Origin of the sequence: Streptomyces sp. NPDC005866 (genome assembly GCF_040629895.1) — a bacterium.
Classification (GTDB): domain Bacteria; phylum Actinomycetota; class Actinomycetes; order Streptomycetales; family Streptomycetaceae; genus Streptomyces.
In genome coordinates, this window is sequence record NZ_JBEXWP010000001.1 from 210,354 (window position 1) to 236,696 (window position 26,343).

At 70.7% G+C, this 26,343-nt stretch carries 30 protein-coding genes and 1 pseudogene; 14 read left to right on the top strand and 17 right to left on the bottom strand.

Annotated elements, in window-relative coordinates; all coding sequences use genetic code 11:
• The 3 genes from ABZ396_RS00985 to ABZ396_RS00995 form a co-directional block, all read right to left on the bottom strand.
• Positions 1-1,068, bottom strand: coding sequence for a MoxR family ATPase (locus tag ABZ396_RS00985; protein ID WP_358919117.1), 1,068 nt, complete (start codon positions 1,066-1,068; stop codon positions 1-3).
• 112 nt (positions 1,069-1,180) lie between these two features.
• Positions 1,181-3,364 (bottom strand): trypsin-like peptidase domain-containing protein, encoded by a 2,184-nt coding sequence (locus ABZ396_RS00990; protein WP_358919118.1) that lies wholly within the window; start codon positions 3,362-3,364, stop codon positions 1,181-1,183.
• Positions 3,361-3,819 (bottom strand): CU044_2847 family protein, encoded by a 459-nt coding sequence (locus tag ABZ396_RS00995; RefSeq protein WP_358919120.1) that lies wholly within the window; start codon positions 3,817-3,819, stop codon positions 3,361-3,363. The genes ABZ396_RS00990 and ABZ396_RS00995 overlap by 4 nt, the downstream gene beginning before the upstream one ends.
• Before the next feature lie 225 nt (positions 3,820-4,044).
• On the opposite strand from ABZ396_RS00995, the gene ABZ396_RS01000 reads away from it, so the two are divergent.
• A complete protein-coding gene (locus ABZ396_RS01000; protein WP_358919121.1) occupies positions 4,045-4,230 on the top strand; it encodes a DUF6104 family protein in 186 nt (61 codons plus the stop codon).
• Positions 4,231-4,339: 109 nt separating this feature from the next.
• Here ABZ396_RS01000 and ABZ396_RS01005 read toward each other — a convergent pair whose 3' ends face one another.
• Positions 4,340-4,927 carry a DUF6461 domain-containing protein gene (locus ABZ396_RS01005; protein WP_358919123.1) on the bottom strand — a complete coding sequence of 196 codons (588 nt, stop codon included), beginning with the start codon at positions 4,925-4,927 and terminating at the stop codon, positions 4,340-4,342.
• 258 nt (positions 4,928-5,185) lie between these two features.
• A complete protein-coding gene (locus ABZ396_RS01010; protein WP_358919125.1) occupies positions 5,186-6,025 on the bottom strand; it encodes a hypothetical protein in 840 nt (279 codons plus the stop codon).
• A gap of 214 nt (positions 6,026-6,239) precedes the next feature.
• On the opposite strand from ABZ396_RS01010, the gene ABZ396_RS01015 reads away from it, so the two are divergent.
• On the top strand, positions 6,240-7,244 hold the full coding sequence (locus ABZ396_RS01015; protein ID WP_358919127.1) for a DUF4097 family beta strand repeat-containing protein: 1,005 nt from the start codon (positions 6,240-6,242) through the stop codon (positions 7,242-7,244).
• Position 7,245: 1 nt separating this feature from the next.
• Complete coding sequence (locus ABZ396_RS01020; protein ID WP_358919129.1) at positions 7,246-8,367, top strand: PadR family transcriptional regulator; 1,122 nt, start codon at positions 7,246-7,248, stop codon at positions 8,365-8,367.
• Between the two features lie 70 nt (positions 8,368-8,437).
• Here ABZ396_RS01020 and ABZ396_RS01025 read toward each other — a convergent pair whose 3' ends face one another.
• Positions 8,438-9,403 (bottom strand): zinc-binding dehydrogenase, encoded by a 966-nt coding sequence (locus ABZ396_RS01025; protein ID WP_358919131.1) that lies wholly within the window; start codon positions 9,401-9,403, stop codon positions 8,438-8,440.
• A 333-nt stretch (positions 9,404-9,736) separates the two neighbouring features.
• Positions 9,737-10,969: an NADP-dependent malic enzyme gene (locus tag ABZ396_RS01030; protein ID WP_358919133.1), complete on the bottom strand. Its 1,233-nt coding sequence runs from the start codon at positions 10,967-10,969 to the stop codon at positions 9,737-9,739.
• A gap of 673 nt (positions 10,970-11,642) precedes the next feature.
• Here ABZ396_RS01030 and ABZ396_RS01035 point away from each other — a divergent pair.
• From ABZ396_RS01035 to ABZ396_RS01045, 3 genes are read left to right on the top strand one after another with little or no spacing between them, the layout of a single operon-like run.
• The gene (locus tag ABZ396_RS01035; protein WP_358919135.1) at positions 11,643-12,602 is read left to right on the top strand and encodes an ABC transporter substrate-binding protein; all 960 of its coding nucleotides are present in this window, start codon (positions 11,643-11,645) and stop codon (positions 12,600-12,602) included.
• A gap of 31 nt (positions 12,603-12,633) precedes the next feature.
• The gene (locus tag ABZ396_RS01040; protein WP_352219871.1) at positions 12,634-13,563 is read left to right on the top strand and encodes an amino acid ABC transporter permease; all 930 of its coding nucleotides are present in this window, start codon (positions 12,634-12,636) and stop codon (positions 13,561-13,563) included.
• Positions 13,560-14,360 carry an amino acid ABC transporter ATP-binding protein gene (locus tag ABZ396_RS01045; RefSeq protein ID WP_358919137.1) on the top strand — a complete coding sequence of 267 codons (801 nt, stop codon included), beginning with the start codon at positions 13,560-13,562 and terminating at the stop codon, positions 14,358-14,360. The genes ABZ396_RS01040 and ABZ396_RS01045 overlap by 4 nt, the downstream gene beginning before the upstream one ends.
• 109 nt (positions 14,361-14,469) lie before the next feature.
• Here the strand turns inward: ABZ396_RS01045 and ABZ396_RS01050 are convergent, their stop codons facing one another.
• Positions 14,470-15,240: a methyltransferase domain-containing protein gene (locus ABZ396_RS01050; protein ID WP_358919138.1), complete on the bottom strand. Its 771-nt coding sequence runs from the start codon at positions 15,238-15,240 to the stop codon at positions 14,470-14,472.
• A gap of 100 nt (positions 15,241-15,340) precedes the next feature.
• Here ABZ396_RS01050 and ABZ396_RS01055 point away from each other — a divergent pair, with 100 nt between their 5' ends.
• A complete protein-coding gene (locus ABZ396_RS01055) occupies positions 15,341-15,988 on the top strand; it encodes a CGNR zinc finger domain-containing protein (RefSeq protein WP_358919140.1) in 648 nt (215 codons plus the stop codon).
• Here the strand turns inward: ABZ396_RS01055 and sodX are convergent.
• Positions 15,874-16,326, bottom strand: coding sequence for a nickel-type superoxide dismutase maturation protease (gene sodX / locus ABZ396_RS01060; RefSeq protein WP_358919284.1), 453 nt, complete (start codon positions 16,324-16,326; stop codon positions 15,874-15,876). The genes ABZ396_RS01055 and sodX overlap by 115 nt on opposite strands.
• Positions 16,327-16,471: 145 nt before the next feature.
• On the opposite strand from sodX, the gene sodN reads away from it, so the two are divergent.
• Together sodN and ABZ396_RS01070 are read left to right on the top strand one after the other, a co-directional pair.
• Positions 16,472-16,867 (top strand): superoxide dismutase, Ni, encoded by a 396-nt coding sequence (gene sodN, locus ABZ396_RS01065; RefSeq protein ID WP_352219867.1) that lies wholly within the window; start codon positions 16,472-16,474, stop codon positions 16,865-16,867.
• 114 nt (positions 16,868-16,981) lie between these two features.
• Positions 16,982-17,278 carry a hypothetical protein gene (locus ABZ396_RS01070; protein WP_358919141.1) on the top strand — a complete coding sequence of 99 codons (297 nt, stop codon included), beginning with the start codon at positions 16,982-16,984 and terminating at the stop codon, positions 17,276-17,278.
• A 375-nt stretch (positions 17,279-17,653) separates the two neighbouring features.
• Here ABZ396_RS01070 and ppk2 read toward each other — a convergent pair whose 3' ends face one another.
• From ppk2 to ABZ396_RS01085, 3 genes and pseudogenes are all read right to left on the bottom strand, one after another.
• Positions 17,654-18,559, bottom strand: coding sequence for a polyphosphate kinase 2 (ppk2, locus tag ABZ396_RS01075; protein WP_358919143.1), 906 nt, complete (start codon positions 18,557-18,559; stop codon positions 17,654-17,656).
• Positions 18,560-18,583: 24 nt separating this feature from the next.
• Positions 18,584-18,814 carry a hypothetical protein gene (locus ABZ396_RS01080; RefSeq protein WP_358919144.1) on the bottom strand — a complete coding sequence of 77 codons (231 nt, stop codon included), beginning with the start codon at positions 18,812-18,814 and terminating at the stop codon, positions 18,584-18,586.
• Between the two features lie 19 nt (positions 18,815-18,833).
• Positions 18,834-19,337, bottom strand: a pseudogene (locus tag ABZ396_RS01085) (inorganic phosphate transporter); the annotation flags it as partial.
• Between the two features lie 164 nt (positions 19,338-19,501).
• Between ABZ396_RS01085 and ABZ396_RS01090 the strand changes: the two are divergent.
• The 4 genes from ABZ396_RS01090 to ABZ396_RS01105 all read left to right on the top strand — a co-directional run bounded on the left by ABZ396_RS01090 (position 19,502) and on the right by ABZ396_RS01105 (position 21,506).
• Positions 19,502-19,900: a helix-turn-helix transcriptional regulator gene (locus ABZ396_RS01090; protein ID WP_358919146.1), complete on the top strand. Its 399-nt coding sequence runs from the start codon at positions 19,502-19,504 to the stop codon at positions 19,898-19,900.
• An 89-nt stretch (positions 19,901-19,989) separates the two neighbouring features.
• A complete protein-coding gene (locus ABZ396_RS01095; RefSeq protein ID WP_358919148.1) occupies positions 19,990-20,253 on the top strand; it encodes a hypothetical protein in 264 nt (87 codons plus the stop codon).
• Positions 20,254-20,290: 37 nt separating this feature from the next.
• Positions 20,291-20,707 carry a VOC family protein gene (locus ABZ396_RS01100; protein WP_358919149.1) on the top strand — a complete coding sequence of 139 codons (417 nt, stop codon included), beginning with the start codon at positions 20,291-20,293 and terminating at the stop codon, positions 20,705-20,707.
• A 31-nt stretch (positions 20,708-20,738) separates the two neighbouring features.
• Entirely contained in the window at positions 20,739-21,506 is a 768-nt protein-coding gene (locus ABZ396_RS01105; protein ID WP_358919150.1) for a VOC family protein, read from the top strand.
• On the opposite strand, the gene ABZ396_RS01110 is transcribed toward ABZ396_RS01105, so the two are convergent.
• The 3 genes from ABZ396_RS01110 to ABZ396_RS01120 are packed head-to-tail and all read right to left on the bottom strand — an operon-like array spanning position 21,472 to position 22,687.
• Positions 21,472-21,804, bottom strand: coding sequence for a DUF952 domain-containing protein (locus ABZ396_RS01110; RefSeq protein WP_358919151.1), 333 nt, complete (start codon positions 21,802-21,804; stop codon positions 21,472-21,474). The genes ABZ396_RS01105 and ABZ396_RS01110 overlap by 35 nt on opposite strands.
• Before the next feature lie 17 nt (positions 21,805-21,821).
• On the bottom strand, positions 21,822-22,073 hold the full coding sequence (locus ABZ396_RS01115) for a hypothetical protein (RefSeq protein WP_358919153.1): 252 nt from the start codon (positions 22,071-22,073) through the stop codon (positions 21,822-21,824).
• A 26-nt stretch (positions 22,074-22,099) separates the two neighbouring features.
• Positions 22,100-22,687, bottom strand: coding sequence for a dihydrofolate reductase family protein (locus ABZ396_RS01120; protein WP_358919155.1), 588 nt, complete (start codon positions 22,685-22,687; stop codon positions 22,100-22,102).
• A 118-nt stretch (positions 22,688-22,805) separates the two neighbouring features.
• Between ABZ396_RS01120 and ABZ396_RS01125 the strand changes: the two genes are divergently transcribed.
• Positions 22,806-23,390, top strand: a complete 585-nt coding sequence (locus ABZ396_RS01125) for a TetR/AcrR family transcriptional regulator (RefSeq protein WP_358919157.1) — start codon at positions 22,806-22,808, stop codon at positions 23,388-23,390.
• Positions 23,391-23,542: 152 nt separating this feature from the next.
• On the opposite strand, the gene ABZ396_RS01130 is transcribed toward ABZ396_RS01125, so the two are convergent.
• The gene (locus ABZ396_RS01130; RefSeq protein ID WP_358919158.1) at positions 23,543-24,643 is read right to left on the bottom strand and encodes a family 2 encapsulin nanocompartment cargo protein polyprenyl transferase; all 1,101 of its coding nucleotides are present in this window, start codon (positions 24,641-24,643) and stop codon (positions 23,543-23,545) included.
• 113 nt (positions 24,644-24,756) lie between these two features.
• Complete coding sequence (locus tag ABZ396_RS01135; RefSeq protein WP_358919160.1) at positions 24,757-26,163, bottom strand: family 2B encapsulin nanocompartment shell protein; 1,407 nt, start codon at positions 26,161-26,163, stop codon at positions 24,757-24,759.
• Positions 26,164-26,343: the final 180 nt, after the last annotated feature.

Below are 26,343 nucleotides of genomic sequence, written 5' to 3' on the forward strand. Positions count from 1 at the left end.
TCACCTCGGGCGGTCGAGTCGCTGGATGAGCAGGTCGGCGAGACGGTCGCGGCTGGGCGGGGCGGCCGCGTCGGTGAGGTAGATGGCGTTCAGCAGCTGGTCGGCGGCGAGGAGTTCGCTGCGGGAACGCTCCAGGAAGCGGTTGATCAGGTCGTCGCCCTCGCGGGCCGCCCTGTTGCCGAGATGGGCGCGGACGAAGGTGGCGAGGCGGTTGTGGTCGGGGCGGTCCAGCTGGAGATGGATGCAGCGGCGCATCAGCGGGGCCGGGAAGTCCCGCTCGCCGTTGCTGGTGAGGACCACGAACGGGAAGGCCCGGCAGCGCACCCGGCCGTCGCGGACCCGGACCTTCGTGCCGTCCGCGGTGAGCACCTCGGCCTCGCGGTCCGGCAGCCGGTCGGCGATCCGCTGGAGCTCGGGTATCTCGAACTCCCCTTCCTCCAGCACGTTCAGAAGGTCGTTGGGCAGGTCGATGTCGCTCTTGTCGAGCTCGTCGATCAGCAGCACGCGCGGGGTGTCGGAGGGGAGCAGAGCCGTTCCGAGCGGGCCCAGGCGGACGTAACTGCCGATCGCCTCCACGGCGCCCGGGGTGCCGCCGGCCGCGCCTCCCCCGCTCTCGGCTTCGCTCGTGCGGGAGGTGCCCCCACCGCCCTGCGCGGCGATCTGGACGTCCTGGAGCCGGGCGATGGCGTCGTAGTGGTAGAGGCCGTCCTGGAGCGTGGAGCGGCTGACGATGGACCAGCGCAGCACGTCGCCCAGGCCGAGTTCGTACGCCACCGAGTGCGCGAGGGTGCTCTTGCCGGCGCCGGGGCTGCCGGTGACGAGGAGCGGGCGGCGCAGATACAGCGCCGCGTTGATCATCTCCAGCTCCTCGGCGCCGGGCCGGTGCAGCTCGGCCAGATGCCGGTTGGCGCCGAGCCTGCGGTCCCGGGAGCCGTCGCCGTCGTCGGCGCCCTCGTCGGCGGTCCGGCCGGAGAAGTCCCGCCAAGGGGGCGGCGGGGGCAGCCTGTTCATGCCGTCGTGGGGTTCTCCGGCGCCGCGGTAGATGAGCCACTCACTGGATTCGGTCATGTCCGGTCCTCGTCGTCACTCGTCCGTCCCGTCCCCATGGCACCCATCGAACGTGCATCACGTTATCGACCTACAGGAGACCTCGTAAGGGCCTCACACAGGGCGCGCGAGTTCACGGCGCCTGAAGCAAGTCACCCGCACCGGGCAGGGGTTGATGCGGATCGTCGTACAGGAGAGCGATGTCCTTGGCCCAGAACGCCTCCGTGAGCCCCTCGCGCACCTGTTTGCGTAACCTGTGGACCGATTCGGGCAGCGCCCAGGCGCCGTCCACGTCGTAGACGGTCATCCTGGCGCCCCGGTGGAACTCCCCGCACACGGAGTCGGTCTGGCGACTCCAGCGGCGCCACAACACCACCCCGTAGCCCGCGCGGACGATCCGGCCGAGTGCGGTGGCGTCGTCCGGGTAGCGCCGGTCGCCCTGGCGGCAGAGCACCGGGACCGTCCCGGGCGCGAGGCCGCGCAGCGCGGCCAGGTCCGACACGGGCCGGCGCACCGCGTCGTCGCAGTCCAGTATCTCGGCCCTGGCGCGGGTCTCGGCCCTGTCGCGCTCATCGTGCACCCGGCGCCATCGGGCGCGGCGGGCGGGCTCCTCGTCGCCGGGGAGTTCACCGCCGTACCCGCCGTCCTCACCCGGCAGCTGGTCGCGGTCCTTGCAGCGGACCACGACCGGCCGTTCGACGCCCAACGGGTCGGCGCCGGGCCGCAGCCGCCACTCGTCCACCGGGAGGTCGAGCAGCAGATGCGGCAGGGCGGCGTGCATCGCGACGGGCCGTCCGGGCTCGTCACAGCGGCGGAAGGCCTCGGCGAGCGGCTCGGCGACATGGGTGGCGAGGTCGGCGAGCGGGACGCCCTGCCCGTCGTCCAGCCGGGTCGCCTCGCCGTCGGCCCGCACCACCGCGACCGACCAGTCGCAGCGGCCGCGGTCCCAGGCCAGATGCTCCACTTCGAGCAGGACGGACTGACCGGGCGCGGTGCCACGTGGATGCTCGCGGCCCTGTTCCTCCGCCGCGCTCCCGGCCCGGTGCTCGCCACGTTCGCGGCCGGTCCGCTCGGGCAGCCGGTCGCCGAGGTGCTGGGCGCGCCCGCGGGCGAGCTCGCTGCGGTAGTCGCTGTCCAGCCGGGTCGCGGCCTGCTTGATCCAGTCCCACAGGGCCTGTTCGGCGTCGAGCACGAAGGGCGTGACCGGGCGCTCGGCGGTCATGACCCGCATCGCGTACTCGACGACGAGCCGGAGCGCGCCGTCGTTGCGGACGTTCTCGTACAGCGCGCCGAGGCCGTCCCGCCAGCCGCGCGGTGCGGGCGACATGGTCGGCAGCCGGAAGTTCGGCAGCGAGTGGAGGATGTCGAGCAGGCCACGGGTACTGTCCGGCGGCGGCAGATCGGCGAGCCGGCCGAGCAGCTCCCCCCGCTCGTCCGGGCTCAGGGTGCGGCCCGGGCGGGCGCCGAGTTCGCCCTGGAGGTCGGTCCAGGTGGGGCGCCCGGAGTCGGTGGGCTGCTGGCGGTCACGGTGGTAGCGGTCGTGGGCGTGGCAGACGGCCTGGTAGAGGTCGTGCTGGTACGGGTCGTGATGGCGCAGCCCGTGCCGGTACAGGTCGTGCCGCTGGGTGCCCGGCGCCATCGGCAGGGTGCGCAGCCGCTCGATCCCTATCGCGGTGCCGCCCGTTCCGCGGTCCGCGCGGGACTTCAGCACGCCGACGACCTCGCCCCGCACCGGGTCGATCACCGGCCCGCCGGAGACCCCGGGCGGCAGGTCGTTCTCCCCGAGGCGCATCTGGACGCCCGCCGACCAGCCGCCGATGGTGCCGTGCACGGTGAGGAAGCCGTCGAGGATCTGCGGCTGGCCCTGGTAGGAGGTCCAGCCGGCGTAGAACACCCGCCCTTCGCCATAGTGCGGTGTCGGGCGCTCGGAGACGTAGACACAGTCGTGGTCCACCGGCTCGCGCAGCCGGACGAGCGCCAGGTCGGGGGCGGGCCAGCTGCCCTGGACGGGGCTGTCGACATGCTCCGGGAGGGTCGCCGCGACCTTGCCGGGTACCGCGCAGGGCTCCTCGAAGGGACCGGGCTGATACACCACGGTGACCTCGCCCCCTTCCCCGCCGTGGATCACATGGGCGCAGGTCAGCACCCAGTTCGGCGCGACGAAGAACCCACTGCCGAGGAACGCCCCGGACTCCTCGGGGGCATACCCGACACCTGTGCGATGGATGCGCACGGTGGCCGCCATCACGAGTTCACGCAGCGCGTGGTGGGCCGGATCCCAGCCGCCGGATGCGCCCCCATCGTGCCGTTCCGTCATTCCGCGCCCCCGGCCCCGGCTCCCTGGACGCCCCCGTGCACCGGGGCGCCGTCGGACGCGCCCGCGTGAGCGCCCGGGGAGCCGTCATGGCCGGCGTCCGGATCGGGCGGGCCGCCCCCGTTCCATGTCAGGGTCACCGTGATGGCCGCCTTCGCCTCCCCGTCCGCGAGCAGTCCGACGACCCTGCCGGCCTTCGCGGTCAGTTCGATCCCGAACTCGACGCTCACCTCGTCGGGCCGCACCGCGCGCAACGGCTCGGCGAGCGACCGCGCCACCCCGCCGACCAGCGAGTTCAGACTCTCGACGGTCGCCTCCACACGCTCGGCGAACCCGGTGTCCGTGAACGACAACTCCCCCGGCGGCACGGCCAGTTCCTCGGCCCCCGAGATCCGCGCCCACACCGGCGTACCGTCCGGCAACCGCACCCGCGCTATCCGCGTAGCGTCCTGCTCCATCCCGCTCCCCCGTTGCCCCGAGCCCCGTGTGCTCCCTACGCCGTACCGTCCGCGGTTTCCCGCCCTTCCCGCACGGGAAGACATCGCCGCTTCAATCCACGGGGAGAGAGTCCTTCCCCCAGGAGGCGACCCCTACCCCTTCCCCGACGGCACACCTTTGTCATCCGCCTAGGCTGGTAGGCGCCCATCACCGGGCATCCACACATGTACGCAGGAGAGCAACCCATGTACTTCACCGACCGAGGCATCGAGGAACTGGAGAAGCGGCGCGGCGAGGAAGAGATCACCTTCGAGTGGCTCGCGGAACAGCTCCGCACCTTCGTCGACCTGAACCCCGACTTCGAGGTCCCGGTGGAGCGGCTGGCGACTTGGCTGGCGCGACTGGACGACGAGGACGAGGACGAGGGGTAAGGCGTCCGGGGGGCGCCCCGTGACTGTGACTGAGCGGCGAAGTGGGCCACTGGCCAACCACGCCGCCCAGCAGGCGGAGGAGAGGCGGACCATGATGGGGACGGGAGATCTAGGGCCGCTCGGGCAGGGTGAGCAGGTTGCCGCTCCAGCGCTCCTCATCGTCTCCCGGCGGCGTCACGCTTAGCCCGAACGCGTTCTCGGCGAGAGGCAGCACGTTGTGGAGTGGAACGGGCCGGCCGGGGACGAGTCCCAGCGGTCGCATCGCCTCGTCCAGCAGCGCCGGTGCCAGACCGGTCGGCTCCAGGGGCCCGAGCGTATGGAAGTCGACGAGGATGTCACCGTCCACCGCGTACTTCAGCCAGTACATCGGCTTCTCGTTGTAGTGCAGTACGACGGCCTGGGTTCCTGCTGAGACGGCGGAGAGGATCCGCTCGTCGAGACCGTGCGTGCCGCCCTGCTCCCAGGCCCATGTCCACGCACTGTCGACGCCGGTCGTCACTACTGGTTCGTCATCATCGAGGAGGGTGTCGCCGTACTCGTCGTACAGGCGCGTTTTGTCGCGCAAGGCCACGCTGCCCGGGTCGGCACCCATCCGAGTCAGCAGCTCCTGTGGAGGCACCTGCTTGGCGAAGGTCAGCGTGTAGATGGGGATGTCCGCCCGGAAGAAATCCAGCCCACGGCACCTGCCAGCGCTCATCATGCCTAGGATCCTGTCAGGCCCGGCCCCAGCGCGACGCGCTCCGGCCGCCACTCTGCCGGCCACCTAGAACGCACACCGGCCAACTGTGAAGCACGCATTCACAGTGACGACGGGCACATAGCGGCCGGTCAGGGGCGCCGGGCCGTATTCCATATTCGTTCGGTACGCGGCTGCCGACGCGCGGGCGCCCCCGTCCCCCACCGCCCCGCGGCCGACGCCCCACCTCCGTCACACGTCGTTCACGCCCGCGGTCCGTCAATCACGCGGGAACACCGTCTCGTACGACAGCTCCAGTGCCCCATGCACGATCAGCACCGCCCCCACCGCGGCCCACGCCACACTGCGCCGCCGCACTCCCCACGCGGCGACCGGCATCCCCACGGCCACCTCGGCCAAGGCCAGCCGATGCGCCCTCGGCATCCCTTCCTCCGCCTCGCCGTCCCCGACGCTCCCGACACCCTCGACGCCGTGGATGCTCCCGACGCCCTCGACGCCCTCGACATGCCTCACGTCGGATCCGGCGCCGGCCGCCTCGCGGAGGCGGTCGGCCGGTTCCCCCGGCGTCAGCCCTTCCCGCAGGTGCACCCCCGCGCGCGTGAGCACCGCGATCAGCCCACGCAGGCGCACGCGTGCGTCGGTTCCCGGATCCGGCACGGTCAGCCGGTCCAGGGACTGAACGTCCCGAACCGGGTGCAGCCCCAGCCGCGCGGCGAACTCGCGCATCGCCTCGCTCTCCCCCGCCGGCGTGCCGTCGGCGAGCCAGACATAGCCGACCGGGCGGCGGAAGCCGGACGCGAGGACGTAGCCGGCACCCTCGGCGTCCCACCACAGCGCGAGTACGGGCCACGCGGAACCCACGGCGAGTGCGGTGGCCCAGCCGGTCAGGACGCGGTCGACGGGCTCGCCCCCGCGCAGCCACGGCGTGCCCTCGGGGACGAGGGCACTCCACTCGCCGGCCCCGGTCAGCAGCATGCGCTCCCGCAGGAGAGGGGCGAGCGCGGCGACGGAGCCGGGGTCGGTCCGGCACAGCAGCAGGGCACCGGGGGCGGGGTCGTACGCGGACCGGGACACGGCCTTCGATTCTTCGGTCGGCATGGACACACGCTAAGCAATTCGCCCGCTTATCGCCCGATAGGAGGCCTGGACGGGCCGCGGTGGCGTCAATCTCACGCCTGGTCGTCACACCGAAGAGCTCCTTGACTTCCGACGGCCACGATATATCGTGTTTCAGGGAAGACGCGATATGGCGCGAGCCGTGCATGCGCGTCCCGTCTCCAGCCGTCATGCCCGGCCGAGGGAGGTCCGCACCATGTCCGAGTGGTCCGTCGCTGAGCCCAGGAAGCTCACCTTCGACACCCCCGTGAGCGATCTGCACGTGCGCATCGTCAACGGAACAGTCAACGTCGTGGGCACGGACGAGGGTTCCGCCCGCCTGGAAGTCTCCGAGATCGAGGGCCCACCCCTCATCGTCACGAACGAGGGCGGCACCCTCACGGTGGCCTACGAGGACCTGCCCTGGAAGGGCTTCCTCAAGTGGCTCGACCGCAAGGGCTGGCGGCGCAGCGCGGTCGTCTCGCTCGCCGTCCCGGCCGACACGCGCGTGGAGGTGGGTGTGGTCGGCGCCGCCGCGGTCGTCTCCGGGATCAGCGGCACGTCGGTGGTCAAGGGCGTCACCGGTGACACGACCCTGGTCGGCCTGTCCGGCGAGGTCCGCGCGGACACCGTCTCCGGAAACCTGGAGGCCCAGGCCGTCACCGGTGACCTTCGGTTCAACTCCGTCTCCGGCGATCTGACCGTCGTCGAGGGCTCGGGCTCCGCCGTGCGCGCCGACTCGGTCAGTGGCTCCATGATCATCGACCTGGACCCGGACGGCCCGACGGACGTCCGGCTGACCAGCGTCTCCGGCGAGATCGCCATCCGGCTGCCGCATCCGGCCGACGCCGAGGTCGAGGCCAACACCGCGAGCGGCACGATCTCCAATGCCTTCGACGGACTGCGGGTGCACGGCCAGTGGGGCGCCCACAAGATCACCGGCCGCCTCGGCGCGGGCAACGGCAAGCTCCGCGCCACCACGGTCTCCGGCTCCATCGCCCTGCTGCGCCGCCCGCCCAAGGAGGACGACGAGGAGAGGGCCGCCCGGGAGGCCGGTCCGACGACCGGACCGTCGGGACAGAGGGGGCCGACGGGGCCCATGGGGGCGACCGCCCCCTCCGCGCCCACCGCCAGGTCGGAGTCCGGGTCCGACACCGGGTCCGGCTCCGGCTCCGGGTCCGCAGCCCCGGCCGCCGGCACGACCGACAAGAAGGTGCTCTGACATGCCTCCCGTCTTCGCCCACGGCCGCCTCCGCCTCTACCTGCTCAAACTGCTGGACGAGGCCCCGCGCCACGGCTACGAGGTGATCCGGCTGCTCGAAGAGCGCTTCCAGGGCCTGTACGCCCCGTCGGCGGGCACCGTCTACCCGCGCCTCGCCAAGCTGGAGTCCGAGGGCCTGGTCACGCACACCACCGAGGGCGGTCGCAAGGTGTACGCCATCACGGACGCCGGCCGCGCCGAGCTGGCCGACCGCAGCGGCGAGTTGGCCGACCTGGAGCTGGAGATCCGCGAGTCGGTGGCCGAACTGGCCGCCGAGATAAGGGCCGACGTACGCGGCGCGGCCGGGGATCTGCGCCGCGAGGTGCGGGCGGCCGCGTCCGAGGCCCGGCGCGGCGGCGGGACGGGAGCCGGGGAGTTCGGCGACCTCGGCGACCTCGGCGACAAGGAGTCCTGGCGGGCCGCCAAGGAGGAGATGCGGCGCGTCAAGCAGGAGTGGAAGGAGCAGGCCCGCCGCGCCAAGGACGAGAGCCGACGGGCCCGTGACGAGGCCCAGCGGGCCCGCCGGCAGGCCCAGGAGGCCCGGGAGGCACAGGCCCGGGCCCGTGCCCAGGCCCAGGAGGAGATGCAGCGCGTCGCCCGCCGGGTGCAGGAGCACGTCCAGGACCACTTCGCTCGCGGCGACTGGCCGACGGGCGTCCGCGAAGGCCTGGCCGAGCTCGCCAAGGAGTTCGGGGAGTTCGGAAAGAACTACGGCAAGGATTTCGGCAAGGAGTTCGGAAAGGACTTCGGCTTCGGCGGCCACGCCGAGCCGCAGCCCGGAACCGGCCCGGACCTACGCAAGCCCACACCGGCATCAACAGAGACCCCGGCACCGGCACCGGAGTACTCGGAGACCCCGGAGGACTTCCCGGCGCAGTACGTCCCGGAATGGGCGCACGGCGACGAGACCGCCACCGGCGACCCGGCGCGCGACCTCGACCGGCTCCTGGACCGCTTCCGCGACGACATCCGCGACGCGGCCCGCGACCAGGGAGTCACCGCGGAGCAGCTCAGCGACACCCGCCGCCATCTGTCGACGGCGGCGGCCCGCATCGGAGCGCTGCTGCGCGGTCCGAAGCCCTGAGGAACGGATGTGTGGAAGCGGGCCGGCCGCACACGACCCGCCCGCTACCCCGCTCCCCCCTCTCCCCCGCTCAGGAGTTGGTGAGGACGATCTTCCCGAACTGTTCGCCTGACTCGAGCCGTTCGAAGCCCTCGCGGGCGCGGTCGAGCGGGAGCAGTTCGTCGATGACGGGGCGTACTCCGGTGGCGGCGCAGAAGGCGAGCAGGTCCTCCAGTTCGTCCTTGGTCCCCATGGTCGAGCCCACGACCTTCAGCTCAAGGAAGAAGATCCGGGTCAGCTCGGCATGCGAGGGCCGGTCGCCGCTGGTGGCGCCGGAGATGACGACGGTGCCGCCTGGCCGCAGCGACTTGACCGAGTGGGACCAGGTGGCGGCGCCCACGGTCTCGATCACGGCGTCCACGCGCTGCGGCAGCCGGGCCCCCGGTTCCACCGCCTCGACGGCACCCAGTTCCAGGGCCCGCTTCCGCTTCGCCTCGTCCCGGCTGGTGGCGAAGACCCGCAGTCCCGCGGCCTTGCCGAGCACGATCGCGGCGGTGGCGACCCCACCGCCCGCGCCCTGCACGAGGACCGAGTCACCGGGCCGTACGCCCGCGTTGGTGAACAGCATCCGGTACGCCGTCAGCCAGGCGGTGGGCAGACAGGCGGCCTCCGCGAAGGACAGTTCCCTGGGCTTGGGCAGGATGTTCCAGGTGGGGACGGCGACCTGCTCGGCGAAGGTGCCCTGGTAGCGCTCGGTGAGGATGGACCGGGGCTCGTTCGGCCCGACCCCGTGACCGCTCTGCCCGATCACGGAGTGCAGGACGACCTCATTGCCGTCCGCGTCGACACCGGCGGCGTCACAGCCGAGGATCATCGGCAGCCGGTCGTCCGGGAGGCCGACGCCGCGCAGGGACCAGAGGTCGTGATGGTTGAGGGAGGCGGCCCGGACGTCGACGGTACTCCAGCCGGGGCGGGCCTCGGGGGCGGGACGGTCCCCCAACTCAAGGCCGGAGAGCGGCTGGTCGTGGTCGATTCGGGCGGCGTAGACGGCGAACATAGGGCCGACGATAGGTTCCCGGCGCCGGGCGCGAAACCGCGCAGGGTTGTGACACATCCCCTCTTGCGCACAGCGCTGCCGCGTACAACGCCCCGTCAGGGGCGCAGGGCTGTGACACTTGCGGCTCCGCCGCGTGGCCGCCGCGTGGGCGCGCTCGGCCCCCACCCACCGGCACCCGACGGCGGCTCCCGCCACCCCGATACGGGGGTTCTGGGGGCGGCAGGCCCCAGGGCGACGGTCACCTCGTGACCACCCGAACGGGTGGGCGGTGGGCAAGGGAATGGCGCGGTGGGCAAGGAAATGGCCCCGCCCGAGCGGGCGGGGCCAGTCGAGTTACCGTCGGGCAACGCCCTCCGCCCGCGCCGCCGCGGCCACCGCCGCGGTCACCGCGGGGGCAACCCGCTCGTCGAAGGGCGACGGGATGACGTAGTCGGCGGCGAGATCGTCACCGACGACCGAGGCCAGCGCCTCCGCCGCCGCGATCTTCATCCCCTCGGTGATCCGGGAGGCCCGCACCTGGAGCGCGCCCGCGAAGATCCCGGGGAACGCCAGCACGTTGTTGATCTGGTTCGGGAAGTCGGACCGCCCGGTCGCCACGACCGCCGCGTACTTGTGGGCGACGTCTGGGTGCACCTCCGGGTTCGGATTGGCCATGGCGAACACGAACGCGCCCTCGGCCATGGAGGCGACGGCCTCCTCCGGGACCGTACCGCCGGAGACGCCGATGAAGACGTCGGCGCCGGCCAGCGCGTCTTCGAGGGTCCCCTTTAGCCCGGCCTTGTTGGTGAACCCGGCGACCTCGCGCTTGACGGCGGTGAGGTCGTCACGGTCGGCCGAGATGATGCCCTTGCGGTCGGCCAGGGCGACGTCCCCGACGCCGGCCTCGACCAGCATCTTGGCGATCGCGACCCCGGCCGCTCCGGCGCCGGAGATCACAGCCCGCAGCTGACCGATCTCCCGTCGGCTGAGCCTCGCCGCGTTCCGCAGCGCCGCCAGCGTCACGACGGCCGTACCGTGCTGGTCGTCGTGGAAGACCGGGATGTCGAGGCGCTCCTGGAGCTTGCGCTCGATCTCGAAGCACCGCGGTGCCGAGATGTCCTCCAGATTGACCCCGCCGAAGGACGGGGCGAGCCGGACGACGGTCTCCACGATCTCGTCGACGCCGGTGCAGTCGAGGGCGATCGGGACCGCGTCCACGCCGCCGAACTGCTTGAAGAGGATCGCCTTTCCCTCCATCACGGGGAGGGAGGCCTCGGGGCCGATGTCCCCGAGTCCGAGCACGGCCGTTCCGTCGGTGACGACGGCCACGACGGACGACTTCCATGTGTAGTCGTTGACCAGCTCGGGCTGTTCCGCGATCGCGGTGCACACGCGCGCGACTCCGGGCGTGTACGCGAGGGAAAGGTCGTCCTTGTCACGGACCGGCACGGTGGCCTGCACGGCCATCTTGCCGCCGCGGTGCAGCGCGAACACCGGGTCGAAGGAATCGAGGGGCTCGGCCCCGCCGTCCTGGTCCGAACTGCCCTGCGTGCTGTCGCTGCGAGGATTGACGATCTCCGCTGCCACTTGTCTTACCCCTTAGGTATGCATGATTTGAGGGTCGGCCACTCCCGGTGAGGGGTGGGCGGGCACCGCGCAGGGCCCGATCACTGATACGTACGAGTGGCACGTACGAGCACCTGCGCGACGGGCGCGCCGCACACGCGCCCTGAGCCCCGGATGAGGGGTGTAAAGAACCTTCTTACCGGACTGACGGCTCCCACGACGAGTCGAATACGTGCAAGGTCACATCGCGGAAGTCGTTGGTGACCGACGCACCACCGAGGGGTGACACGAGGGATGACACGAGGCTGACGCGACGGACGACGCACCAGGGCTCGAAAGGGACTAAAAGGGAGCGTAGAGCCGTATACCGCCCGGCCGCATCCCTGCCGGTGCGCCCACCGGCGAGATGAACCGGGGATGAACCGAAGATCTTCCGGCCGGAAGGCGGGATTTCCGCAGATGCGCGGGGGCGACGGGCCGGGGAAGAGCCGACCTGACGCGTCTCGGGGGTCACCCGTTATCCGATTTTGACATGGTGACACGCCTGTATGGGGCAATCCCAATGGCAGGATGCCGTAAACCCACGAGGTCGCGACACCCGAAGGTGTGTGTTTCCGTCGACCCATCGGCATATCGATATATCGGACACATCGGTATATCGGCTTGTTCAATTCACCGCCGCGGAGGAACCCACATGACCGCTAGCTCCACCCGTCGTACCACCGTCGCGCGCTCCAGGACCGCCGCGTTCGGTGCGATTGCGGTCGCAGGCGCCCTGATCCTCACCGGCTGCGGTGACCAGACGGACAAGGGCAGTGGTACCGGCTCGTCCTCGTCCTCATCGGCCCCGCTGGCGAGCAAGCTGCCGGACGACATCCGCAAGGCCGGTGTGATCAAGGTGGGCTCCGACATCGCCTACCCGCCGGTCGAGTACATGGAGAGCGGCAAGGCCGTCGGTGTCGACCCGGACATCGCGGAGGCGCTGGGCAAGCAGCTGGGCGTCAGGTTCGATTTCCAGAACGGCAAGTTCGCCCAGCTCATCGTGGGTCTGCAGTCCAAGCGGTTCGACATGGTGATGTCGGCGATGAACGACACCAAGGACCGCCAGAACGGTATCGACTCCGACACCGGCAAGAAGGTCGGCAACGGCGTCGACTTCGTCGACTACTTCACCGCCGGCACCTCGATCCTCGTCCAGAAGGGCAACCCCAAGGGCATCCAGTCCCTGGACGACCTGTGCGGTCAGGTCGTCGCCCTGCAGCAGGGCACCACCTCCGAGGGCATCGCCAAGGCGCAGAGCACGAAGTGCACGAAGGACGGCAAGAAGGCCATCACCCTGCAGACCTTCGACACCGACCCCGAGGCGCTGCTCCGTCTGAAGCAGGGCGCGTCCGTCGCCGACCTGAACGACTTCCCGGTCGCGGCCTACAACGCCAAGACCTCCGGCGGCGGCAAGGACTTCGAGGTCGTCGGCGCCCAGATCGAGGCCGGCCCCTACGGCATCGCCGTCACCAAGGAGAACACCCAGCTGCGTGACGCCCTCCAGGCCGCCGTGAACGCGATCATCAAGAACGGCGAGTACCAGAAGATCCTGGCGAAGTGGAATGTCACGCAGGGCGCGGTCACCGAGGCGAAGATCAACGGCGGCTCCTGATCACCTCGGGCAAGACTGAAGGGCTGCCACTGTGACTGACACGGTCGACAAGACTCCGGCGCCGTCGGTGCCGCCGGAGCAGATCAAGGCCATCCCGGTGCGCCACTACGGCCGCTGGGTGGCCGGCGCCGCCGTCATCGCCGTCCTGGTGCTGATCGGTATCGCCTTCTCCAACGCGAACATCAACTACAGCATCATCCCGGACTACCTCACGGACGGGACCATCCTGTCCGGCGTCTGGCACACGCTGTACATCTCGGTGCTCGCGATGGTCCTGGGCCTGGTACTCGGCATCATCCTCGCGGTGATGCGGATGTCCTCGAACCCGGTCACCAGCACCGTGGGGTGGCTGTACGTCTGGTTCTTCCGCGGTACGCCGGTGCTGGTGCAGCTGCTGCTCTGGTACAACCTGTCCCTCGTGTTCCCCATCCTCAACCTGGGGTTCTACAAGGACGAAATGAACCAGGTCATGACGCCGTTCCTGGCGGCGCTGCTGGGTCTGGGCCTGAACGAGGCCGCGTACATGTCGGAGATCGTCCGGGCGGGCATCCAGTCGGTCGACGAGGGCCAGACCGAGGCCTCGCACGCGCTGGGCATGACCAGCGGCCAGACGCTGCGCCGGGTGATCCTGCCGCAGGCGATGCGTGTGATCGTGCCGCCGACCGGCAACGAGTTCATCAACATGCTCAAGACCTCGTCGCTGGCGTACGCGGTGCAGTTCAACGAACTGATCAAGCGTGCCCAGGACATCTCCAGCACCTCGCTGGCGGTCGTGGAGATGTACTTCGTCGCGTCGATCTGGTACCTGATCCTCACCAGCGTCTTCAGCGTCGGCCAGTACTACCTCGAGCGCCGTTACGCCCGCGGTTCCACGCGCAGCCTGCCGCCGACGCCGTTCCAACGCCTGAAGAAGAACCTCCGACTGTTCGGTTCGTTCCGTCGCCCGGAGGTGGCCCGATGACCGGTCTCGCCAAGGACATCACCCCGCCGAGCAGCGGCGCGCCGATGGTCAAGGCCGAGGGCGTGCACAAGTCGTTCGGGCTGGCGCACATCCTCAAGGGCATCGACCTGGAGGTGCTGCCGCGCGAGGTGTTCTGCCTGATCGGCCCGTCCGGGTCCGGCAAGAGCACGTTCCTGCGGTGCATCAACCATCTGGAGAAGATCAGCGCCGGCCGCCTGTACGTCGACGGCCATCTGGTCGGCTACCGCCAGCACGGCGACAAGCTGTACGAGCTGAAGGAGAAGGAGGTCGCGGCGCAGCGGCGGGACATCGGCATGGTGTTCCAGCGCTTCAACCTCTTCCCGCACATGACGGCCCTGGAGAACGTGATGGAGGCGCCGGTCCAGGTCAAGCGCGAGTCCCGGGCGGTGGCACGGGAGCGCGCGGAGCGGCTCCTCGACCGGGTGGGCCTGGGCGACCGCAAGGGCCACTACCCGGCGCAGCTCTCCGGCGGCCAGCAGCAGCGCGTCGCGATCGCCCGCGCCCTCGCCATGCAGCCGAAGCTGATGCTCTTCGACGAGCCGACCTCCGCGCTCGACCCGGAGCTGGTCGGCGAGGTCCTGGACGTGATGCGGGACCTGGCCGAGGACGGCATGACGATGATCGTCGTCACCCACGAGATGGGCTTCGCCCGCGAGGTCGGCGACAGCCTGGTCTTCATGGACGACGGCGTGGTGGTCGAGTCCGGCCACCCCCGCGACGTACTGACCAATCCGCAGCACGACCGGACGAAGTCGTTCCTGTCGAAGGTGCTGTAGCGGGTACGACGGTTCGGACGCGGTGCGACGGTAAGGCCCGGTCCGGGGCTAAGGCGCGGTACGACGCGAAAGGGGCGGTACGAGGATGCTCGTGCCGCCCCTTCGGCGCTTACTTGACCGCGAGCAGCAGCGTGTCCGACGGCGAGCACCACACCGCCCGTGCCTCCCCGAACCCCTTGTCCCGCAGCACGCGCGCGTGCCAGGCCGCCGACGGCATGTCACCCTCGGCGTGCTCGCCGTAGATCCCGAACCGGCGGGCCGTCGGCCCGGCCAGCACCGGGTCCTTCGCGGCCAGCTGCCACCACTCGGCCCAGTCGAGCGCCCCCGACTCCTTGGCCTGATCCATCCGGCGATGCCGCTGCGCCCGTTCCGCCGCGTTGATCCGGGGTGTGCTGTCGTCGATCATGTGGTCCGCGTTCATGAGGACACCGCCGTCGCGGACGAGTTCCGCGATCTGACCGTAGAGGGCCGCGAGGGGTTCGCTGTGCAGCCAGTGCAGGGCCGTGGCGGTCAGGACGGCGTCGTACGAGTCGTACGGCAGCCTCGTGGGCCACTCGGGGTCCTTGAGGTTGGCGGAGACGAACGTGGCCCGCTCGTCGCCCGCGAAGCTGCCCTCGGCGATGGCGAGGAGGGCAGGGTCGAGGTCGACTCCGACGCTCAGCGCCTCCGGGAAGCGGGCCAGCAGCCGGGCGCTGATGCTGCCGGTGCCGCACGCCAGGTCGAGGACCCGGGGAGCCGTACCGACGAGCGCCTCGACCATGTCGAGCATGATCCGGAAGCGTTCCTCGCGGTCCGGCATGTACCACTCCTGCTGCCGGTCCCAGCTCTTCTGCCAGGCGCCCCAGTCGGTCCCGGTCGTGATCGTCCGCGCGTCCGTCATGGCAGCCCTCCGCCGCACAAGTCCCGTAATACCCTGGAAGTACGACCGTCTGTTACCCGACCGCACCACAGACCGTAGAGCACCCCCGTAAGGACTACAAGTGGAACTGGCCTATTACTCGGATTACGCTGTCCGTCTCGTCAACAGCGAGGAACCCGCCCGGGGCAAGGACTCCCTGACCTCGGTCGAGGCCGTCCGCGATCTCTTCCGCGTCAACGCGTCGGCGGCCCGCCGCACCACCGACGCCGATGTCACGCGCTTCCGTTCGGTACGGGCCCGGCTGCGCGCGGTCTTCGAGGCGGCCGACACGGGCGACGAGACGCTGGCCGTGGACCTGCTGAACTCACTGCTGCTCGAATTCCCGGTGTCGCCGCAGATCTCCGGCCACGACTACCGGGACGAGGACGGCCGCCCGCTGTGGCACATGCACCTGGCCGACCACCCCTCCAACGCCACCGCGGGCTATGCGGCGATCGCGGCGATGGGCCTGGCGTTCCACCTCACCGCGTACGGCGTCGACCGGCTCGGCCTGTGCGAGGCGGCACCGTGCCGCAACGCCTACCTCGACACCTCCACCAACCGCTCCCGGCGCTACTGCTCGGACCGCTGCGCGACCCGCGCCAACGTGGCCGCCTACCGGGCCCGGAAACGTCTGGAGGCCGAACGGCCCGACCTGCCCGAGCGGTCGGCGAGCACCGGGCGGGCCGCCGAGAGCGCCCAGCGCACCAGCGCGAGCGGCGAACGCTGACCGGCCCTGAGCGGCCGCCAGCGGAACAGGGCGCGGCCGAGGATCAGTTCCTCCGGCACGGTCCCGTAGTCCGTGCTGTCCCCGCCCGCGTACGCGTTGTCCCCGAGCACCCACCAGCCGCCCTCGCGCGGCTCCACGGCCCGCTTGACGACCAGCAGGTCCTGCTGGAAAGGGTGGCGCAGGACGACGACGTCACCGGCCCTCACCCGGGCCCCGTACCGCACCAGGAGCTGATCCCCCTGGTACAGCGTGGGCACCATCGAGGGGCCCGTCACCTCGGCCAGCCCGAAGGGCGCGGCGCCCCTCCCCCGCTCGGTCTCCTGCGACAGCTCCGGCATCGCCGGCACCTCCCCGGTCCGTTCCTCCACCAGTCTCAGTCTGACCCTGGACTTTTGTCCTAAGCCCATGGGGGCACTCGCGAAAACAGGCTTCCCAGGGAGTAATGTCCCACCTGAGAAGACGATCACGAGGAAGGAATGCTCCATGCTTTCCCGCCTGTTTGCCCCCAAGGTCAAGGTCAGCGCGCACTGCGACCTGCCCTGCGGCGTGTACGACCCGGCCCAGGCCCGCATCGAGGCGGAGTCGGTGAAGGCCATCCAGGAAAAGATGGCCGCCAACGACGACCCGCACTTCCAGGCTCGCGCCACCGTCATCAAGGAGCAGCGCGCCGAGCTCGCCAAGCACCACGTGTCGGTGCTCTGGAGCGACTACTTCAAGCCCCCGCACTTCGAGAAGTACCCGCAGCTGCACCAGCTGGTCAACGACACTCTGAAGGCCCTGTCCGCCGCCAAGGCGTCCACGGACCCGAAGACCGGCGAGAAGGCCCTTGAGCTCATCGCCGAGATCGACAAGATCTTCTGGGAGACCAAGAAGGCCTGATCTTCTGGTCTGCCTTGCCCGCACCCGGTCCGCAAGTCGCCGAGCACGGTGTCCTGACGGTCCGGGTGCGGGCTTTTTTTGCCCGGACCAGGCCCGGAGACGAGGACAGCCGTCGTGCCCGACCCCACGCAGGAGCCCGCGGAGCAGCCCAGGCTCTGGCAGGTGAAGATCGCGCTCATCGCCACGGCTGCTCAGCACGCGGAACTGATGGACCGCATTTCAGAAGTCCTGTGCCCTGACCCCAACCATGAGGGGCCCTGCCCCATCCCGTGGGGCATGCACAGCGTCAACGAGGACTCCCTCTCCCGGCGGCAGCGCGAGGCGCTGTTGACGGAGATCAGGGAAACCAACTGGAACCCCGAAGAGGACGACGCGCCACAGGAAACCGAAGCCCCCTGGCGGCCCGCCTGAGCCGGGCTCAGCCGACGGGACCGGGCGAACGGGGCCGGTGCGGGAGCGGCGGCGGTCGTCGCATCGGGGCGCGCAGCACCGTACCTCAGAGGCCGACGCCCCATGGCGCTGTACGACGCCGACGCCGACCTCGGTGACGACACGGCACCCGTCCCGCCCTCCGGCGCTCACCTCGGTCCCGTCGGCGAGATGACGCTGCACCGCCCCGTGTTCAGGAGGGCCACGCCTGGGCGCCTTCTATGACCACCTCTCCGAGGTGTGGCAGGAATGCCCGGTCACCGAACGGCATGAGCGGCCACGTGGTCGTGTGCAATCGATTCCCATAAGCAAAGAGGCCGGCCGGAGATCCGGTCGGCCTCATGGTGCTGGTCGGTGCTAGTGCCGGTCGTCGTGGTCGTCCTCGCCGGCCTCCAGGAGGCCCGCCGCCGCACCCACGATCCGCGGGTCCGGGCTGCCGACGACCTCCTCGTCCTTGTCGGCGTAGTCGAAGCGGGCCAGGACGCTGCGCATGGCCTCGACCCGGGCGCGCTTCTTGTCGTTGCTCTTCACCACCGTCCAGGGGGCGTACTCGGTGTCCGTCTCCCGGAACATCGCGACCTTCGCGGCCGTGTAGTCGTCCCAGCGGTCCAGCGAGGCCAGGTCCATCGGGCTGAGCTTCCATTGCCGTACCGGGTCGACCTGGCGGATGGTGAAGCGGGTCCGCTGCTCGCTCTGCGAGACCGAGAACCAGAACTTCACCAGGTCCACGCCGTCGTCCACCAGCATCCGCTCGAACAGCGGGGCCTGGCGCATGAAGCGCCGGTACTCGTCGTCCGTGCAGAAGCCCATGACCCGCTCGACGCCGGCCCGGTTGTACCAGGACCGGTCGAAGAGGACGATCTCACCGGCCGTCGGGAGGTGTTCGACGTAGCGCTGGAAGTACCACTGGCCGCTCTCGCGTTCCGTGGGCTTCACCAACGCCACCACCCGAGCACCACGGGGGTTGAGGTGCTCCGTGAAGCGCTTGATGGTGCCGCCCTTGCCGGCCGCGTCCCGTCCCTCGAAGACTATGACGATCCGGCGCCCGGTCTCCTTGACCCAGGTCTGCAGCTTCAGCAGTTCGATCTGCTGCAGCCGCTTGTGCCACTCGTACTCCTTGCGCTCCATGCGCTGCGGGTACGGGTAGTTCTCCCGCCAGGTGTCGATCGGGGACCCGTCCGGGCGGATGAGTACGGGGTCGTCCGGGTCGCTGTAGTCGACCTTCAGGTCGGCAAGGTCGGACAGCAGGTCCCGCATCGTCATCCAGTCCTCCTCCGGCTCAGTGGGTCAGTGGAACTGCGGCACGATCAGGTAGATGCTGTACGCCACCACCGCCACGCAGGCGGCGAAGCACAGCCCCGCCTGGGCGACGCCCACGGCACTGGTGCCGCCCTGCTCCTTGGCCCCCTCGTAACGGGCCAGCCCCAGGACGCCGAGGGCGAAGACAACCGCCACTGCGACTGTAACTCCGATACTCACCGCGGTGACCTGCCCGAGTGCGGTCCAGTCGATACTCATGGTGCGGTACTCCCGTGACTCAGGCGGCGGTGCCGACGTTGCTCGGTGCCACGGTGCGGATGGCGACTTCGTGGTGGTCGTTCACGTTGTCGGCGTGGACCGGGTTGCGGCGCGACAGGACGACGATGCCGGTCGCGAGCGCGGCGCCGACCAGCGCGACCACGACCGTGCCGAAGTTGCCGCCGTGCTTGACGGCCGCCGCGGAGACGCCGCCGACCAGCGCGGCGCACGGCAGGGTGATCAGCCAGGCGGCCACCATGCGGCCCGCGACGCCCCAGCGGACCTCCGCGAGAGGCCGGCCGAGGCCCGCGCCGAGGATGGAGCCGGAGGCGACCTGTGTGGTGGAGAGCGCGAAGCCGAGGTGGGCGGAGGTCAGGATGACGGCCGTGGAGGCCGTCTCCGCCGCGAAGCCCTGCGGGGACTGGATCTCGGTCAGCCCCTTGCCCATGGTGCGGATGATCCGCCAGCCGCCGATGTAGGTGCCGAGGGCGATGGCGAGACCGGCGGAGGCGATCACCCAGACCAGTGCCGCGACGATCACGACCGCCACGAGGAACGTCAAGTGGTCCATTGCTTTATGCAAACAAGCACGGGCCAATTACGCGAGAACCCAAGGCAGACGGAGGCAAACGACCGTTCAAGAACAGACCCGGTCCAGGTGCGGGATGTGCATGCCATGCTGAGGCCATGACCCTGGAGGACCTGAGGCGGCTGCGCCGGGCGCGCGACCGCATGGACCGCGAGTACGCCGAGCCGCTCGACATGACCGGACTCGCGCGTACGGCCCTGATGTCCCCGGGGCACTTCCAGCGCAGCTTCCGCAAGGCCTTCGGGGAGACGCCGTACAGCTACCTCATGACCCGGCGGGTCGAGCGGGCCAAGGCGCTGCTGCGGCGCGGCGATCTCACGGTGACGGAGGTGTGCATGGCCGTCGGCTGTACCTCACTCGGGTCCTTCAGCTCGCGGTTCACCGAGCTGGTCGGGGAGACGCCGAGCGCGTACCGGGCCCGGGACCACGAGGAGAGCACGGTGATCCCGACCTGCGTGGCGCGCACGTTCACCCGGCCCCGTCGCCGCCCGTACTGACCAGGTCACTTTCCGCTCCCCGGCCCTACACTGGCCGTCAAGGTCAACACCGTTGCCCGACAAGGCCTGTGAACGCTTCGGGGGGGTCCGTGGCAACTGCAATCATCTCCGTCCTGAGCCCCGGGCGGATCGACCAGCTGGGGGTGGCCGGGACGTATGTCCTGACCTCCGCCCAGCGCGACCAGGTCGCCGTCGCCCTCTCCGAGGAGGAACGCACCGCGTTTTCGGGCCGGTTGATACGACTGCTGCGCGAAGGGGTCGTCGGCGGGCCGTCGGGCATCGGCAGCCCGGCCCCCGCCGCCCGGCTCGCCCCACCCCCCGACCACGAGCCCCACGTCTGGGCCATGAGCTGACCCCGCACAGCGGCCCGTCTCGCCCTAGCCTGGCCCCATGGACGTAAAACTCGCGCAGTGTTTCATCGCCGTCGACGACCACGACAAGGCACTGGCCTTCTACCGGGACGTCCTCGGCCTGGAGGTCCACAACGACGTGGCGTTCGAGGGGATGCGATGGGTGACCGTCGGATCGCCCCAGCAGCCGGGCGTGGAGATCGTGCTGGAGCCGCCGGGCGCCAACCCGGACGCCTCCCCCGCCGACCGGCAGGCCATGGCCGAACTGCTCGCCAAGGGCATGCTGCGCGGGGTCATCTTCTCCACCACCGACTGCGACGCCCTGTACGAGCGCGTGCGGGAGTACGGCGGCGATGTGATCCAGGAGCCGACGGACCAGCACTGGGGTGTGCGGGACTGCGCGTTCCGGGACCCGGCCGGGAACCTGCTGCGGTTCATGGAACGCCGGGAGAAGTAGTGCCACCGCGAGCGCCCCTACGATCCCGTCCATGACCATCCGCTGGACGTACGCCTTCGCCGACCGCCCCGCCGCGCACCTCGCCTCCGCCCAGGCCTTCTGGACGGCCGTCACCGGCACCTTCCTCTCCGCGCCCCGGGGTGAGGACGACGAGTTCGTGACGCTGCTGCCGGCCAGCGGAGTCGACGCCTGCGTCAAGCTCCAGGGCGTCGACTCGGGCCCCGGCGGAGCCCACCTGGACCTGTGCGCCCAGGACGTGCCGGGCCTTGTGAAACGGGCCCGGGCACTCGGCGCCGAACCGGTCGCGGAGCACGAGGGCTGGGCCGTACTGCAGTCGCCCGCCGGACAGTTGTGGTGCGCGGTGCCCTGGCACGGGGAGGCGGTACGGCCGCCGGTCGTCGCGGGAAGCAGGCTCGACCAGGTCAGTGTCGACATCGCGCCGTCGGCGTACGAGACGGAGACCGCGTTCTGGGCGGAGCTGACCGGCTGGGAGCTGCTGACCGGTTCGCTGCCGGAGTTCCGGGTGCTCAGGCCACCGGCCGGGCTGCCCGTCAGGATCCTGCTCCAGCGGCTGGACCAGGAGCGGCCCGCCGCCGCCCACCTCGACCTGGCCTGCGCGGACGTCGCGGCGACGCGGGCCCGGCACGAGGAACTCGGCGCCGTCCACGTGGCCGACGGCCGGCACTGGACGGTGATGCGCGACCCCGCGGGCGGCGTCTACTGCCTGACCGGCCGGGACCCGGAGACGGGCGGACTCCCGGCCGTCACGCCCAGGGCCGCACCTCCACCACAGCCGTGACCGGGATCGGCCCGTACACGTGCGGGAACTCCTCCCCGCCCGGCTCCACCGCCTCCCACTTCACCGGTACGCCGACCAGGGCCGGGTCCACGACCAGCACCACCAGCTCGTCCGGGCCGTCATAGGAGCCGTACAGGAAGGCCGCCACGCGCGGGAGTTGGTCGGTGGTGGAGCAGTGGATGAAGCCCTCCTCCTGGAGGGTGCGGCCGCGGGTGGACATCTCGTAGGCGCCCCGCGCGCGGGCCTCCTCCCACAGGGAGCGTTCGGTGAGGTGCAGGATGTTCGGGAGTCGGGTCATGCGGTCACGCTACGGCGTCAGCCGGGCGGCGCGGGCCGCGTCACCGGCTCAGGATCCCCCCCGGCGGATTCGGGCGGTGGTGACTGCGGCGCCGGCCGCGGCGGTGACTGCTCCCGCGTGCTCGGCGGTCCGGTGTACTCGGCGCAGTGCGGATTGCGGCACGGCCCCGGCCCCCAGACCGGAACCCAGGCGCCCAGCGTCTTGTGCCGCCGCACCACACTCACGACAGGCTGTCCGCAGACCGGACAGACCTGGTCCTGGCTGTCCATGCTCCCAGCGTAGGCCGGGGCCGGGTTCAGCGCCTCCTGCCGTATGCGCGCACGACCACGCCGCTCCGGAAGACGCGGACCTCGTCGAGGGTGAACTCCTTGATGTCGACGCCCGAGGCGAACATCGGCATGCCGCGGCCGTAGACGATCGGGTAGCTCTTGATGACGAGTTCGTCGATCTCGTCGACCAGTGCGCCGGCCACCTGGGCGCCGCCGCACAGCCAGATGCCCAACGCGCCGTCCTCCGCCTTGAGTTCGCGGACCCGGCCGACCAGGTCGGAGGCGATGATCTCGACGTCCGGGTCGGGCGACTCGCCCAGGGTGCGCGAGGCGACGTACTGACGCAGATGGGCGTAGGGGCTGGTGATGCCCTCCTTGAGCGCCAGGTCGTAACTGGACCGGCCCTGGACGATGGTGTCGTACCGCTTGCTCGGGAGGTGGTCGATGCCGAGCGGCACCCTCACGGCGTGCGTGGGCAGGGTCTCCGGGAACTCCGTCTTGAGGAAGTCGAGGTACTCCTCGTCCATGAAGCTGAACATCGCGGAGGCGTCGCCGCCGGGCTCGCCGATGAAGCCGTCGAGCGAGCAGGCGACGAAGTACGTGAGCTTTCGCAAGCTGTTCTCTTTTCGTAGGCTGCAGACGTCGTATGAACCACGTCAGTTGTAGTGCTTCATCCGTAGTGGTTGCAAGGGTGTTTCGTGGCACGGGGGCAAGTGAGAGAGGGGACTCCGAATGGCGGTCAATCCGGAGCGCCGGGCGGCGCTGGTGGCGGCGGGGATCGTGGTGCTCGCCCGGGCGGGGGCGCGCGGACTGACCTTCCGGGCGGTGGACGCCGAGGCCGGAGCGCCCGTCGGCACGGCGTCCAACTACTTCACCGGCCGCGACGACCTGCTGCGCCAGATCGACGCCCGGCTGCACGAACGGCTGGCGCCCGACCCCGAGGTGCTCGCCGGACTGCTGGCCGCGCCCCGGGACCGGGATCTGGTGACGGCCCTGATGCGGGACCTCATGCGCCGCGTGACCGCCGACCGCACGGGTTATCTCGCGCTGCTGGAGATGCGCCTGGAGGCCACCCGGCGCCCCGAACTGCGTGCCTCGTTCACCCGCTCCGTGCGCGGCGACCTGGAGGAGGGCATCGGCTTCCACCAGGAGGCCGGTCTGCCCGGCGGCGCCGGCACGGTCACCGTGCTCTATCTGGCGATGCTCGGCCTGATCCTGGAGCACCTCACCCTGCCCGGCGTACTGGAGGGCGTCCTGCCCGGCGTGGACGTGCCGGACGGGCTGGTCGAGCGGATCGTGGCCGCGATCGTGCCGTGACGCCGAGCGCCTCTCCCGGAGATCGGTGAGCCTCCCCGGGGCGGAAGTCGGCGGGCCCCGCACACCGTGGGGATGTGCGGGACCCGTCAGGCCGGAGCCCCCGGGGGCCGTGCGGGGTCAGGAGCCGCGCGGTCCCGGGGGCTCCGGGGTCTTCATCTGCTGCGCCGGGTCACGAACTCCGCGAGCGCGAGCAGGCCTCCGGCCGACTCGGGATCTGGTACGGCCCGGGCGAGCTCCTGCATCGCCCGGGCCATCCGGTCGGCCGCCTCGGCCTGCGCCCAGTCGCGGCCTCCCGCCCGCGCCACGGCCAGTGCCGAACGCGTGATCTCGTCGGCGTCGGCCCGCACATGCGGTGTGGCGTACAGCTCGGCGAGTTCGCCCGCGGCCAGGGTGCCGGAGGTGAGGGCCGCGACGACCGGCAGGGACTTCTTGCGGGCCGCCAGATCCGCGCCGGCCGGCTTGCCGGTGTGCCGCGGGTCACCCCATATCCCGATGACGTCGTCGATCAGCTGGAAGGCGAGCCCGGCCTGCCGGCCGAAAGCGTCGAGCGCCGCCACCTCCTCCGCTCCCGCCACCGCGTACAGCGCGCCCAGGGCGCAGGCGGAGCCGAGCAGGGCGCCGGTCTTGGCCTCGGCCATGGCGAGCACCTCGTCGAGGGTGACCTCGCCGGGGGCCCGGTCCTCCATGGCCGTGTCCGCGTGCTGACCGGCGCACAGTTCCAGGACGCACTGTGCGAGCCGGGCGCCGGCCGCCCCGGACGCCGGGTGCGGATCCTCGGCGAGCAGCCGCAGGGCCAGGGCCAGGAGGGCGTCCCCGGCGAGGATCGCGTCGGCGTCGCCGAACACGGTCCACGCCGTGGGCCGGTGCCGGCGGGAGGTGTCCCGGTCCATGACATCGTCGTGCAGCAGCGTGAAGTTGTGCACCAGCTCCACGGCCGCCGCGGCCCGTACGGCGGCCGCGCGGGCCGCCGGTCCGCCGAGCGCGTCGGCGGCGGCGAGGACGAGGGCGGGCCGGATGGCCTTGCCCGCGTTGCCGGCCGCCGGGGTGCCGTCCGCGTGCTCCCACCCGAAGTGGTAGCGCGCGATCCGCCGCATCGAACCGGGCAACGAGTCGACGGCCAGGCACAGTTCGGGGTCGACGGACGCCCGGGTGCGCTCCAGTATGGCCGCCGCCTCGGCCCCGTCGAGGGACTCGGACCTCTCCGGCGGCACCTCCGTGGCTCGCTGCTGCCGCTCCGTCACGAACTCGGCCATGGCCTCCCCCTCGCGGAGTGCGCATACGGTGGCGTCTGCGCCCCGGCTTGGCACGTACCCCGAGGATGTACCCGCCCCGGAGGGCGGGAACACGGCCGCCAAGTGCGGAAACGTCACCTCCAGCGGCCGATCTCGACGTTCTCCAGCACGCCGAGCGCGTCGGGCACCAGGACGGCGGCCGAGTAGTAGGCCGTGACCAGGTAACTGATGATGGCCTGCTCGTTGATGCCCATGAAGCGGACCGAGAGGCTCGGCTCGATCTCGTCGGGGATCCCGGACTGGCGCAGCCCGATGACACCCTGGTCCGACTCGCCCGTACGCATGGCGATGATCGAGGTGGTCCGGGCCTCGGAGACCGGGATCTTGTTGCACGGGTAGATCGGGACCCCGCGCCAGGTCGGGAGGCGGTTGCCGCCGATCTCGACGGACTCGGAGACCAGTCCGCGCTTGTTGAGCTCACGCCCGAAGGCGGCGATCGCGCGCGGGTGGGCGAGGAAGAGCTTGGTGCCGCGCCGACGGCTGAGCAGCTCGTCCATGTCGTCCGGACCGGGCACGCCGTCGTGCGGCTGCAGCCGCTGTTCGTACTGGCAGTTGCTGAGCAGACCGAACTCCGGGTTGTTGATCAGCTCGTGCTCCTGGCGCTCCTTCAACGCCTCGACGGTGAGCCGGAGCTGATGCTCGGTCTGGTTCATCGGCTGGTTGTAGAGGTCGGCCACGCGGGTGTGGATGCGCAGCACGGTCTGGGCGATGCTCAGCTCGTACTCACGCGGCCGGGCCTCGTAGTCGACGAAGGTGTGCGGGATGTCGGGCTCGCCGCTGTGGCCGGCCGCGAGGGCGACCTCCTTCTCGCCGTACTTGTTGGTGCGCTGCTCGGGGATCGAGCGCAGCTGCTGAAGGTGCTCGCGCAGTGAGTCGGCGCGCTCCGCGACCTGCTCGAAGTCCTGCCGGGACAGGGCCAGCACGGTGCAGGCCGTGTCCGCGCGGGCGGTGTACTCCCAGATGGCGTCGGGGTCGATCAGAGCCTGTTCGCCGAAGTGCGCGCCGTCGGCGAGGACGCCGAGCACCGCGTCGTCGCCGTAGGGTCCGGTGCCGATCGTCTCGACGCGGCCGTGGGCCAGCAGATAGACCTCCTCCGCCTGGTTGCCGAACGAGGCGATGACCTCGCCCGCGGCGAAGTCGCGCTGCCGGCAGCGCTGGGCGAGCTTCCCGAGCACCTCCTGGTCCTCGTACGACCGCAGAATGGGCAGCTCGCCCAGCTCCGCGGGGATGACCTCGACACGGTCGCCGGTCTTCAGGAACGTGATACGGCCGTCGCCGACCGTGTAGGTGAGTCGCCGGTTCACCCGGTACGTGCCGCCCTGGACATCGACCCAGGGCAGTGTCCGCAGGAGCCAGCGGGAGCTGATCTCCTGCATCTGGGGCGCGGACTTGGTTGTGGTGGCCAGGTTCCGCGCTGCCGCCGTGTCCAGAGACTGCTGCGGCTTGCCCTGATCCGTGCGGACCTCTTCGCCTACCGACATAAGGAAATGACCTCCCATACCTGCGCGGACGCCGAACTGCCCACGCCTCGGTCTCGTCGCCCACCCTGTCATCACGGAGCGTGTCGGGGCCATTACCCGAACGAGCGGGAATAGATCATCGAGCAACTGGGCATGTCGGGCGAATACCCACTCACCGGACACGCGATATGGCGACTTGTC